General features: G+C 66.7%; 10 protein-coding genes and 1 tRNA gene. 8 read left to right on the top strand and 3 right to left on the bottom strand.

The features are described 5' to 3' along the window. Positions 1 to 192 precede the first annotated feature (192 nt). Positions 193 to 516, bottom strand: coding sequence for a WhiB family transcriptional regulator (locus tag ABZ806_RS43680; protein ID WP_500225597.1), 324 nt, complete (start codon positions 514 to 516; stop codon positions 193 to 195). A gap of 337 nt (positions 517 to 853) precedes the next feature. Between ABZ806_RS43680 and ABZ806_RS43675 the strand changes: the two genes are divergently transcribed. Next, a complete protein-coding gene (locus tag ABZ806_RS43675; RefSeq protein WP_500225595.1) occupies positions 854 to 3,154 on the top strand; it encodes a penicillin-binding protein in 2,301 nt (766 codons plus the stop codon). Between the two features lie 40 nt (positions 3,155 to 3,194). Here the strand turns inward: ABZ806_RS43675 and ABZ806_RS43670 are convergent, their stop codons facing one another. Further along, on the bottom strand, positions 3,195 to 3,647 hold the full coding sequence (locus ABZ806_RS43670; protein ID WP_500225594.1) for a GatB/YqeY domain-containing protein: 453 nt from the start codon (positions 3,645 to 3,647) through the stop codon (positions 3,195 to 3,197). 93 nt (positions 3,648 to 3,740) lie between these two features. Here ABZ806_RS43670 and ABZ806_RS43665 point away from each other — a divergent pair, with 93 nt between their 5' ends. The 6 genes from ABZ806_RS43665 (at position 3,741) to ABZ806_RS43640 (ending at position 8,408) form a co-directional block, all read left to right on the top strand. Beyond that, on the top strand, positions 3,741 to 4,637 hold the full coding sequence (locus tag ABZ806_RS43665) for a metallophosphoesterase (RefSeq protein ID WP_500225593.1): 897 nt from the start codon (positions 3,741 to 3,743) through the stop codon (positions 4,635 to 4,637). Next, on the top strand, positions 4,634 to 5,221 hold the full coding sequence (locus tag ABZ806_RS43660; protein ID WP_500225592.1) for a class I SAM-dependent methyltransferase: 588 nt from the start codon (positions 4,634 to 4,636) through the stop codon (positions 5,219 to 5,221). The genes ABZ806_RS43665 and ABZ806_RS43660 overlap by 4 nt, the downstream gene beginning before the upstream one ends. A gap of 76 nt (positions 5,222 to 5,297) precedes the next feature. Beyond that, a tRNA-Pro gene (locus tag ABZ806_RS43655) sits at positions 5,298 to 5,371 on the top strand. Positions 5,372 to 5,704: 333 nt separating this feature from the next. Then, positions 5,705 to 6,967: a helix-turn-helix transcriptional regulator gene (locus tag ABZ806_RS43650; protein WP_396446363.1), complete on the top strand. Its 1,263-nt coding sequence runs from the start codon at positions 5,705 to 5,707 to the stop codon at positions 6,965 to 6,967. 171 nt (positions 6,968 to 7,138) lie between these two features. Next, complete coding sequence (locus tag ABZ806_RS43645; protein WP_396446364.1) at positions 7,139 to 7,597, top strand: glycine-rich domain-containing protein; 459 nt, start codon at positions 7,139 to 7,141, stop codon at positions 7,595 to 7,597. Positions 7,598 to 7,733: 136 nt separating this feature from the next. Then, positions 7,734 to 8,408 (top strand): class I SAM-dependent methyltransferase, encoded by a 675-nt coding sequence (locus tag ABZ806_RS43640; protein WP_396446365.1) that lies wholly within the window; start codon positions 7,734 to 7,736, stop codon positions 8,406 to 8,408. Here ABZ806_RS43640 and ABZ806_RS43635 read toward each other — a convergent pair. After that, positions 8,374 to 8,925, bottom strand: coding sequence for an RNA polymerase sigma factor (locus ABZ806_RS43635; RefSeq protein WP_396446366.1), 552 nt, complete (start codon positions 8,923 to 8,925; stop codon positions 8,374 to 8,376). The genes ABZ806_RS43640 and ABZ806_RS43635 overlap by 35 nt on opposite strands. A gap of 725 nt (positions 8,926 to 9,650) precedes the next feature. Here ABZ806_RS43635 and ABZ806_RS43630 point away from each other — a divergent pair. Continuing rightward, positions 9,651 to 11,396, top strand: coding sequence for a GmrSD restriction endonuclease domain-containing protein (locus tag ABZ806_RS43630; RefSeq protein WP_396446367.1), 1,746 nt, complete (start codon positions 9,651 to 9,653; stop codon positions 11,394 to 11,396). Positions 11,397 to 11,961: the final 565 nt, after the last annotated feature.

Below are 11,961 nucleotides of genomic sequence, written 5' to 3'. Positions count from 1 at the left end.
GTTGGGGTGGGGGGCCGCCGTTGTACGCGGGTGTTTCTGTGTCTGTCTTCCCGGGGCGTGGTGGGCCGGGGGGGCGGGCCCCCCCCCCCCCAACCCGGGGGGCGCCCCCGCGGCCACGCTTCTCAACAGGACCGTGCCGGTCCCCGAACCACTGCCGGACGCCTGGACGGGCCGCATGCGGCCCCTCCGGGTTCAGCTGGCGACGAGCTCCTGCTCGTCGACGTCGGCGTCCACCTCCACCGACCGCTCGTACTCTTCCTTAGCGGTCTCCAGCAGGTCGCGCCACGACCGCACATCCGGCCGCCGCCGCAGCAGGGCCCGACGCTCGCGCTCGGTCATCCCGCCCCAGACACCGAACTCGATCCTGTTGTCGAGGGCGTCAGCGAGACACTCCGTGCGCACCGGGCAGCCCCGGCAGATGAGCTTGGCCCGGTTCTGCGCCGCGCCCTGAACAAACAGGGCGTCCGGATCCGCGTTACGGCAGGCGGCGCGGGCGGTCCAATCCGTGATCCACATCTTGGCCCCACTCCCCTAGGGTCTGTGTCGATTTGCGCTCCTTGGCCGGACGGGCGCGGACGTCAGGCCGCCAAACGAAAGCCGTGGGGAAGAACTTACGGAAGCGAGACAGGTTTCAACAGTCCCCGATGGGCCCATTCTCGATATAGCCCACCGGGGCCATACCGCCGGAACGGACTAGTTACCTGTAGTTGACGCGCCAGACACGGCGCAGGTTGCCATGATGAGGGCATACCGGGCGAACGCCCGGCCCGGGGCGGCCCGACCGGCCAGATCGCGGGGGCGCTGTGGGGGAGGTGTCCCTAATGCACTTCTCGTCCCGCGTACCCTAGATCCCGTGCGCGTTGCGAATACGGATCGGGGCAAGGCCGCCTCCACGCTGTTCAAGCTGCTCGGTGCCGGGGCGGTGGCGGGTCTCATCGTCGCCCTCATCGCGCTGCCGGCCGTCGGCAGCGCGGGGCTCACCGCTCGCGACGCCGCGAACAACTTCGACAGCATGGACAGCCAGCTCAAGACGTCCCCGCCGTCCGAGAAGACCGTGATGTACTCCGCGGACGGCAAGCCGGTCGCGACGTTCTTCGACAAGTACCGCGAGTCCGTCCGCCTCGACCAGGTCGCGCCCATCATGCGCAAGGCCATGATCGACATCGAGGACTCCCGGTTCTACGAGCACGGCGCGCTCGACCTGAAGGGCACCATCCGCGCGATGGCGTCCAACGTCGAGTCGGAGCAGACGCAGGGCGGGTCCACGCTCACGCAGCAGTACGTCAAGAACCTGCTGGTCGACAGTGCCCGGACGGACGAGGAGTACCGCGAGGCGACCGCGCCCACGGTCGGACGCAAGCTCCGTGAGCTCCGCTACGCGCTCGACATCGAACAGCGCATGTCGAAGGACCAGATCCTCGAGGGCTACCTCAACATCGCCTACTTCGGCGCGGGCGCGTACGGGGTGCAGGCCGCCGCGAAGCGCTACTTCAGCGTCCCGGCGTCCAAACTGAGCCTCGGCCAGGCCGCGCTGCTCGCCGGCATCACGCAGAACCCCACCGCCTTCGACCCCATCCGCAACCCCAAGGACGCCCGCCACCGGCGCGACATCGTCCTCTACCGGATGGCCCAGCTCAACCACATCACCAAGGCGCAGGCCGACGAGGAAGCCGCCAAGCCGATCCAGCTGAACCGCACCGACCCGGTCGGCGGATGCCAGTCCAGCAAGGCGCCCTACTTCTGCGAGTACGTCAAGTACGACATGCTCAACATCCTGTCGGACGGCAAGTACTTCTCGCTCAAGCCGAAGCAGCAGCAGAACATCGTCAACGAGCTGAACCGCGGCGGCTACACGATCCGCACCACGATCGACATGCAGGACCAGCGGGCCGTCGACAAGACGCTCCGCGGCACGGTCCCCCCGAACGGCAACCGCGTCGCCGCCCAGGCGATGGTCGAACCCGGCACGGGCAAGATCAGGGCGATCGGCCTGAGCAAGCGGTTCGGTCCAGGCAAGGGCCGGACCACCATCAACCTCCCCGCCGACTACCACCACGGCGGCGGCAACGGCGTGTCGGCGGGCTCGACCTTCAAGGTCTTCACCCTCGCCGCCGCCATCGACCAGGGCATCCCGGTCAGCACCACCATCAACTCCCCGCAGACCGCGACGGTCGGCGGCTTCCAGCCGTGCCGCTACACCGGGACATGGCAGGGCAAGAAGTACGACAACGACCTGGTCGGCGGCGGCGCGCCCTGGACGGTGTCCAACGCCGGCGACAGTGAGAAGGGCAACTTCAACCTCAAGACCGGCACCTGGCACTCGGTCAACACGTTCTACGCCTACCTCGAGAAGCGCGTCGGCGTCTGCAACGCGATCAAGATGGCCGAGAAGTTCGGGATGAAGCAGGGCAACGGCAACCCGCTGCTGCCGATCCCGTCCCAGGTCCTCGGCGTCAACGACGTCGACATGGTGCACCTCGCCGCCGCCTACGCCGGCTTCGCCGCCCGCGGCAAGTACTGCTCGCCCATCTCGGTCACCGAGGTCGTCGACCCGCAGGGCAAGAAGCTGAAGCTGCCCAAGCAGGACTGCCACCAGGCGCTCGACCAGGACGTCGCCGACAAGGTGAACTCGATCCTGCAGGGCGTCCTCACCAAGGGCACCGCCGCCGGACTCGGCATCGGCCGCCCCGCAGCCGGCAAGACCGGCACCTGTGAAGAGTTCACCTGCGCCGTGTTCGCCGGCTACACCCCGAACCTCGCCTCCGCCGTCGCCTACTGGGACTTCCGCGGCCCCTGGCAGTACAAGGTCTACGGCATCTACGGCGCGACGATCCCCGGCCCCCTCTGGCGGACCTCGATGCAGCGGGCGCTGGCCGGCGAGCCCGCCCCCGGCTTCCAGACCCCGTCCCGCAGCTTCGGCGACACCACCCGCGTCCCGCAACTGAAGGGCGCGACCGTCGCCGACGCCAAGTCCAAGCTCGCCGCGGCCGACCTGCAGGGCAAGGTCGCGTCCGGATCCGTCGACTCCGGCCAGCCGCGCGGGACGGTCGTGTCCACGTCACCGGACGCGGGCAGCGAGGTCCCGCCGGGCAGCACCGTCATGCTGTACATCAGCAACGGCAAGAAGCCCGCCCGCGGCCACGAGGACGACTGACCGCTTCCTGAAGGGCCCGGCGTTCCCGCCGGGCCCTTCGTCATTCCGCGAGCTGCCGCTTGACCTCGGCCGCGACCCGCCCGCCCTCGGCGCGCCCGGCGACCTTCGGGTTCACGGCCTTCATGACCTGCCCCATCGCCCGCGGCCCCGACGCACCCGTCTCGGCGATGGCATCCGCCACGAGCGCCGTCAACTCCTCATCGCCCAGCTGCGCGGGCAGGTACTCCTCCAGCACCGCGCCCTCGTCCCGCTCCGCCTGCGCCTGCGCCTCACGCCCCGCGTCACCGAACGCCGTCGCGGCCTCACGGCGCTTCTTCGCCTCCCGCGTGAGCACCTTGACGACGTCGTCGTCCGACAGCAGCCGCGACTGCTTGCCCGCGACCTCCTCGTTCTTCACCGCGGTGAGCGCCATCCTCAACGTCCGCGTGCGCACCTCGTCGCGCGCCTTCATCGCGGACGACAGATCGGTCTCCAGCTTCTCCTTCAGGGTCATGCCAACATCATGCCCGTCCCGTACCTTCTGCCTCATCAGGATTACCGCGCGGTGCCCATCTCTGAAAGCATGGAGTCCTGAGAAGGGAGAGTCGTGCGAAAGAGATACGCCGTGCCGCTGAGCCTCCTGGGCACGGGGGCGGCGACCCTCGGGTACGCCTCGGTGATCGAGCGGAACTGGTTCCGCCTCCGCCGCGTCGATGTGCCGGTACTGCCGCCGGGCCGTCCGTCGGTGAAGATCCTGCACATCTCCGACGCGCACCTCACCCCCGGACGCTCCCGCCTCATCCACTGGGTCCGCGCCCTGGACGCCCTGGAACCCGACCTCGTCGTCAACACCGGCGACACCCTCGCCCACCGCGACGCGATCGGCCCCTTCCTCGAAGCCCTGGGCCCCCTCCTCGACCGTCCCGGCGTCTTCGTCTACGGCTCCAACGACCTGTTCTCCCCGCTCTTCAAGAACCCCCTCCGCTACATCTGGCGGACGAGCAAGTCCGACTACGAGCGCGGCCGCCGCGACCCCGACCTCCCGTACCGCGAGCTCGGCTCGTCCCTCCAGGCCGCCGGCTGGCTCGACCTGAACAACCGCATCGGCCGCCTCAAGGTCGGCGAACTGGACGTCGAGTTCGGCGGCATCGACGACTCCCACATCGACCGCGCCCGCTACGACAAGATCGCAGGCCCCGTCGACCCCCAGGCCGACGTCCACATCGGCGTCATGCACAGCCCCGAGCCGCACAACCTCGACCGCTTCACCGCCGACGGCTACGACCTCCTCCTGGCCGGCCACACCCACGGCGGCCAGGTCTGCGCCCCCTTCTACGGCGCCCTGGCGACGAACTGCGGCATAGACCGCCCCCGCGTGAAGGGCCTCCACAAACACCGCGGCTCCTGGCTCCACGTCTCCGCGGGCCTGGGCACGTCCCCGAAGGCCCCCATCCGCTTCTGCTGCCCCCCGGAGGCGACCCTCCTCACCCTCGTCCCCCGGTGAACTGGCAGACGGCCACCACCCTCTCAACCCTCTACGACAAGGCAGTCCAGAGCCGCACGCTCGCCCCCCTAGGCGCCCGCGCCCTCTGGAACTACGACATAGAGAACCTCAGAGGCGCGATCGCCGCCCAAGACCCAAACGCGCTGACCCTGGACATCCCCTGCGGCGGCGGCCTGGCAGTAGACGACAACCCCCGCCACGTAGCCGCCGACATCTCCCGCCCCATGCTCACCCGAGCCCGCCGCAGAACGAACACCCTCCTCCAAACCGACATCTACGCACTCCCCTTCGCCCCCGCCACCTTCGACGCCTGCGTCACCTACAACGGCCTCCATTGCCTGGACGACCCACCCGCAGCCATAGCCGAACTGACCCGCGTCCTACGCCCCGGCGGTACCCTGACCGGCACAACGATCACCACCGGCACGAACCGCGACCCGTTGATCAAGCTGTTCCAACGCCTGGACATCTTCGGCACCCCAGGCACACCGGCCGACCTCCGAACCTGGCTGACGTCCGCCGGCCTCACCGACATAGAGATCACCCCCTCGGGCGCCGTGACCGGCTTCACAGCCCGTAAATAGGGACGCAGCACCCCTCGCCATCCGCTACAGTGGTCAAGGCGCCGGGAGCACGTACGACCTCCCGGGCAGCCACCACCGGGGTGTAGCGCAGCTTGGCAGCGCGCTTCGTTCGGGACGAAGAGGTCGTGGGTTCAAATCCCGCCACCCCGACAGAAAACGCCAGGTCAGAGGCCGGATCTCCACACAGGAGACCGGCCTCAAGATCTTTTGTCCGTCATTTGTCCGCGAACTCCGCCGCCACCCACGGACACCGTCCGCCCCGGACCAGCACCGCGCGACAACCGCCCCGCCTGCCCAACGTTCAAACGGGAACCATCCGTCCAGCACCCAAACTGGTCGAACGCTCGCGATGCTGGCAGCGCCTCCAACACGCGACTTCGGGCGATGTAACCGACCCAACACGGCCACCTCACCCTGGCTGCGGACGACTCCCTCGACGGGCATAACTCTCCCGAGCTCGTTCCTCTCATCACGGGGGCCGCCATGAGCCCGAGCCTCGGCATGCTCGTACGCTCCGCCCGCGTCGCCCACGGCTGGACGCAACGCGACCTGGCCAGCCGCCTCCACTGCTCTCGCTCCACCATCTCCCGCCTGGAGACGGGCGCCCAACCTCTGGACGACGTAACCACTCTCCAACGCCTCGCCGAAGTTCTAGAGATCACCCCAACCGCACTGGGCATCACCGCTACGGTGACGATCAACCCACCCGCGGAGGACGATGTGCGGCGCCGCCAGCTGTTGACCGGCCTCGCGGTCACCGCTGCCGCCGCCAGCGCACCAGCCCGTGCCGCCGTCGCAGCAGCGGCCGGCCCCGAAGCCAATCCGCGAGCCTTCCTCCTGGCTCGTGTCCGCGACGCCATGCTCGGAACCGGCCACCCGGGCCGCCCCATACCGTCGCCCCAACTCCGTCCCGCCCTCAGAGCGGCGATCCGTGACTACGACGACTGCCAGTACAGCCGACTCGCCGACGCCCTGCCCCGTCTGATCTACAGCGGACACTCTGCAGGAGAAGCGGCTTGCGCCGTAATCGCCGAGACGTACAACCTCGTCACGAGAATCATGATCAAGCTGGACGATCAGCTCGGCTGGATCGCTGCCGACCGAGCCCGGACCCTCGCGGCCACGTCCGGTAGCCCCCTGGCGGCCGGCGAAGCAGCACGCAACCTCGCTGTGCTGGCCCGCCGCGCGGGATGGCACACCCAAGCGACGCAGATCGCACTGGACATGGCCGAAGACGAGATGCTCCGAGGCCACGACTCCACACTCACCGCCGAACGCGGACTCTTGGTGATGTCAGCCGCCTACACCGCCGCCCACGCCGGCGACCGCTCCGGCATGCGGCAGCTGACAGAACAAGCAGCGGCGACCGCAGCGCAACTCGGCAGAGGAGTACTCCTACGCGACCACGGTGGAGGCTTCAATTCCACCGCGGTCCAGCTCCACCTCATCTCCGCCGAATACGCCGCAGGCGATCCCGCTGCCGCGATCGCAGCCGCCCGTAAGCTCACGCCCCGGTCTCTACCGACTCTCGAACGCCGAGCCCGCTACTTCACCGACATCGCCCGCGCGTACGGGATGTGGGGACGCCGCGACCAGTGTCTACAGGCACTCCTGCACGCAGAGCGCGCGGCCCCTCAAGAAACACACTCCCGCCCCGCCGTCCGCGACTTGGTGACCAGCCTCCTGGTCTCCGGCCGAACGTCTCCAGAACTCCGAGGCCTGGCCGCCCGCTGCGGCATCCCGTGACCTCAACCCTCGACCGTAAGCCCAACACCCGGCCCAGTCCCAGTGGGCGTGCAGAACATGCACACCGCGTCCACGACCTGCACGCCGGCCTCCGCACGTCGCCCCAACCAGCCGACAGTGATGCCAAGACCGCCGAACTCACGGCAGGTCACTCGCTCCAGGAGGCCCACCATGACCACCGGAACTGTTCAGGACGTCGACCGGACGGGCACCAAGCCCAGAGACCCCAAGTCATACGTCGACACGCAAGTGTGGGAGCGGCAGATCGCCCTCCTCGTCCGCGACCACCCCTTCGACACCGTGATGGCCGAGCGTCTGTACGGGCAGGCCGTCGCCTACCTCATCACCGCGATGGAAAAGTGGGGCGAGAATCTGGAGATCGGCTGTGGCCCGCTGGTCGACATCGCCGTCCACGGGTTCATCCTCGACACCCGCAACTACCGCGAGTTCTGCGACCGCCACTTCGGCCGCTTCCTGGAGCACATCCCGGCGATCGAGTTCAAGCACGATGGTTCCGTCGAGCGGACGGCCCACATCATCGAGGCCAACGGCTTCGCGATCGACTGGCCGCTGTGGGAGGCCGACTTCGCCAAGTGCACCCCCTGCTACCCCGGTAGCAACTGCCACTGACCACATCCCGCTGAGGGGCCGGCGCCGCAGAGGCGTCGGCCCCTCGCTGCATTTGAAGACGAACCAGCAGTGTTCTTTTCGCTCCGCGGCTACCGTGACACGGGTCCCACCACCCACTCCTCAGGGGCCCGCACCTATGCCGACCAGCGTCAACGACCGCACCAGCTACTGGGATCACTACGCCGAGGGCGTCACCGACGAAGTGCCAGAGGAGGCCCTCAAGAACGCCTTCGGCTGGACGCAGTACCCCGGCCACGGTCCAGGCGACGAACTGCTCGGCGACCCGCTCACCGCACTAGAACTTGGCTCAGGCCGAGGCGACGCCGTAGCGGCCCTGGCAACCAAGGGCATTACAGCCACCGGGGTCGACATCTCCGAAGCCCAGTGCCAGCGCGCCCGGAACCGCTGGGGCCACCTTCCCTCGGCCCGCTTCGAACACGCCGACGTCATCGACTACCTCACCGCCACAGACCAGCGCTGGGATGCCATCTACTCCATCTGGGGCGCGGTCTGGTTCACCAACCCCGACGACCTGCTTCCGCTCGTCCACGCCCGCCTGAATCCTGGCGGCAAGCTGGTCTTCTCCCACGCCCCGGCCGTACCCGGCTCCTACGGTGTCCAGGGCATCTACGGCGCCGGCTTCACCGGCCCCCAAGTCTGGCTCTACCGCTGGTCCTACGACCCAGACACCTGGACAACCATCCTCCAAGCCCACGGCTTTGTGAGGATCACGTCCCACATAGAGCCGTCTCCGAGCTCGAACCACGTGGGCACCCTCATAACGCAAGCTCGCCATGCAGAGAACGCATGAGCTGCATGACATGACGGCTGGGTACTCGGCAACCAGCAACACGCACCCCGTCCCGCTGGGTGTGGCTAGCCCGCCCGGGGAGCGAGGCAGAGGCGTGACGATGGGGGCGTGGTGGTCGAAGCGGACTATGAGGCCGGATTTGCGGTAATGCTTTCGGGGTAGAAGCGTGTGTCGTTCGGTGAACTCCTATCTCGGAATCCCCCGCCAGGTCTGCGGCGAGGTTCCGGCCGATCTTGGCAATCAAATCCTGCTGCCGCCGCTGCCCGCGGTGCAGGTTCGCCAGCGTCCGCCGCGCGACGCCGTATAGATAGAAGCGCGCCTCATCGCCTGGCGGGACGTCGTCGAGGCGGCGCCAGGCGGCCAGGAAGGTCTCGGCTATCACGTCCGCGGCGTCATCGACATCGCCCATGGGCTGCCGCACGTAGCCCGTGACATGCTCGAGATGAGCCGCGCACAGCTCCTCGAACCGGGCCGAACGTTCGTACCTCAAGCCATCTCCTCTCGGCGGGCGTCCCACGGGGACCCCGCGTGACCGACGGTCGGGGAATGTGCGGCTTCCGGATCAACGCGGCTCCTGGCGCCATCACGGCATCGGACAGCCATCACCTCCTGGTGTTGATGTTCAGTCACCAGTCGACTACCGTCGCAGTAGGTTGCGGATACGATCAACCAGCCGGAACACGATCAGCTATCTGAGCTTGAAATGTGTAGATTCACGCGGCCCATGGGCTCCAAAAAGATCGAATTGTTCTCTGGACACCCGCCGTTCTACGGCTTATTCGGCCTAGCCGACGTCGAGACGGCGGAGCGCGTATCCCCTGGCCGCCAGGTCAACAAGCGAGTCTTGGGACGGCGAACGAGGCAACCTCCTCCCGCAAGGTTCCATCTGCACCCGGAAACCTGCCCCCAATGTCCCACACCGAAGGCAGTTGACATGCTGCTGACGGCGACCCACACCATGACGCCAGCCCCACCTGTAGTGGAGGGGGCCTACCGCAGGATTTCCGCCGCCACTTCGACTGCCTGTGAGGTCGCGCCAGCTGCCTGGACAGGGAAAGATGGATCGGTGATCGAGGGAGGCCGAAGACTTGGGATTCAAGTTCATCGAAGGGCACATGGGCGCACTCAAGGTTGACTACTTCCGCGCAACGCCCCGAAGGCTCTCCTCGATAACTCGCCCTACTACGCAATGAACGGAGAAGCCTGCGTATGTCCTTCCAAACCCCGCTCAGCGTCGAGGAGATGCTCATCGCGATCCACAGGCGCGAGTACCTCATGCCTGCCATTCAACGAGAATTCGTGTGGGGCACCGGCCAGATCGTCAAGCTCTTCGACAGCCTGATGCGCGGCTACCCGGTCGGCTCATTCCTGCTCTGGAACGTCAAGCCGGAGACGGCGCAGTCCTACACGTTCTACGAATTCCTCACGCACTACCACGAACGCGACAATCCGTACGCCGACAAGGCGACAGTACTTGCGGGCACTGGGACGACCGCCGTCCTTGACGGTCAGCAGCGGCTGACGTCACTCAACATTGCCCTGTACGGCAGCTTCGCCGAGAAGAAGAAGTACGCGTGGTGGAACAGCCCGGACGCGTTCCCCGTCAAGAAGCTCTATCTCAACTTGGTCGAGGACCCTAAAGACGAAGAGCTCGGCCTCAAGTATGATTTGCGGTTCCTCACTGACAAGGAGGCCGCAGCCGGGCAGGACGCGGAAGACAAGTGGTTCCGCGTAGGCGCTGTTTTCGACCTTGCCAATGCTGGTCCGGCGATCATGAAGGAGCTGGAGCAGCGGAGAATTGCGAACTCGGGTGCCGCTTTCCAGCGGCTTTACGACCTGTACGAGGCGGTTCGGGTCCTCAAGCCCATGAACTACTTCCTCGTCACAGATCAAGACCCCGACAAGGTGCTGGAAATCTTCGTCCGGGTCAACAGTGGCGGCACCACGCTGTCCTACTCCGATCTGCTGCTCTCCATGGCGACCAACCAGTGGCGGGAACTCGACGCTCGGGAGGAGGTCCGCTCACTCGTGCGCGACCTCAACAGCAACGCTGGGCGTCAGTTCTCCTTTTCCAAGGACGTCGTCCTCAAGACAGCACTCAGCATCGCCGGCGTCGACCTCCGCTTCAAAGTCTCGAACTTCACCCAAGCGAACATGGCTAAGGTCGAGGCCACGTGGCCGCAGATCGAGGGCGCCCTCCTACGAGCGGCGACACTGCTTCAGCAGTTCGGCTACAACGAACGCAACCTTACGGCCAACAGCGTCATCATTCCGATTGCCCACTACCTTCACCTACGGGGTGCAAGTGACTCCTACCTCGACTCCAGTGCCGATGCCGCTGACCGGCTCGCGCTCCAGCACTGGGTCACGCGCTCGCTGATCAAGCGTGGGGTGTGGGGCTCCGGTCTCGACACCACCCTCACCCGAATCCGCGAAGTACTCACCGCCAACACCACTGGCCGTTTCCCGGTCGCCGATGTGGAAGCGGCGATGACCGCGGTCGGCAAGAGCCTGTCGTTCGATGCCGCCGAGATCGACGAACTACTGAATCTCAAGTACGCCGGGCAGCGAACCTTCCCAGTACTGTCCGTGCTATATCCGGGGCTGGATCTCAGTAAGCAGTTCCACGAGGACCACATCTTCCCGAGGTCACGCTTCACGAAGAAGAAGCTCGCCGCGTCCGGCATCCCCGAGGAGAAGATCAACGCCTACCAGGAGACGGTCAACCTCCTGCCTAACCTGCAACTCCTTCCCGGCACCGTGAACGTTGAAAAGCAGGCCACGCTTCCTGCCGACTGGGTCAAGTCCGACACTGCGTTCCCGGACGCCGCAAAGCGGAAGACGTACCTCAGTGAAAACGACCTCGACGGACTGCCGCTGGACCTGGCCGACTACCTCCTCTTCTTCGAGGAGCGCAAGAAGAGGATCAGGGACCGCCTCGTCAAAGCCCTCGGAGCGACGACGGCATCAGAGACCACTGAGGAGTGAGATGTGGCCACCGGCGCCACCGAGACGGACGGCGTACTAACGGATGGTCACGGCGTCACCTCCAGCGCGAACGCGGCCGGTGCCGCCGACCCCCAGGGGTTCGTCAGGTGATGGATGGCTCATGGGATGCTGGGGCCCATCTTGCAGGTGTGCGGCGACTCCATCCCCGGCCTTCTGCAACAGACGACGCGGTAGGCCTTCATGCCTGTGCCAGGTCCCGGCGCGAGCTCAGGCCGAGAGGTCCGCACTGCAGCGTGTACGCCAGCAACGGTGACGGCATGCTCTCACCCAGATCGGCATACTTCGCCCGGTGGATGTGGCACGGCCTGGCCGGTCGCCCTCCATTACCCCGGTGTGCCCCACTTAGGGACGGGAGCCATCGAAGCAGCTGGTAGCCGTGTCGCGGATAGCGCCGCGCTGCCAAGCGCGCCTAAGCAAGGAGGCTTGTCCAGATCAAGGGCTTTCGTTGCGAGCTTGTAACGTCAGGTGTGGAAAGTCCTTGCAGGTAGAAGGCGATGTTCGCTTTACCTGATGCGTCCTGGATATGCCTCGGCGAGTTCGTTGA

The sequence above is a fragment of the Spirillospora sp. NPDC047418 genome (assembly GCF_040643275.1).
In the GTDB taxonomy this organism is placed as follows: Bacteria; Actinomycetota; Actinomycetes; order Streptosporangiales; family Streptosporangiaceae; genus Spirillospora.
Note: the sequence above shows the minus strand (reverse complement) of the source record. Positions and strands in the feature narration are given on the sequence as shown.

What these genes read in the sequence shown, in the direction of transcription:
- ABZ806_RS43680 (WP_500225597.1), bottom strand. Translation starts at nt 516, where the DNA reads ATGTGGATCACGGATTGGACCGCCCGCGCCGCCTGCCGTAACGCGGAT.
- ABZ806_RS43670 (WP_500225594.1), bottom strand. Translation starts at nt 3,647, where the DNA reads ATGACCCTGAAGGAGAAGCTGGAGACCGATCTGTCGTCCGCGATGAAG.
- ABZ806_RS43650 (WP_396446363.1), top strand. Translation starts at nt 5,705, where the DNA reads ATGAGCCCGAGCCTCGGCATGCTCGTACGCTCCGCCCGCGTCGCCCAC.
- ABZ806_RS43645 (WP_396446364.1), top strand. Translation starts at nt 7,139, where the DNA reads ATGACCACCGGAACTGTTCAGGACGTCGACCGGACGGGCACCAAGCCC.
- ABZ806_RS43640 (WP_396446365.1), top strand. Translation starts at nt 7,734, where the DNA reads ATGCCGACCAGCGTCAACGACCGCACCAGCTACTGGGATCACTACGCC.
- ABZ806_RS43630 (WP_396446367.1), top strand. Translation starts at nt 9,651, where the DNA reads ATGCTCATCGCGATCCACAGGCGCGAGTACCTCATGCCTGCCATTCAA.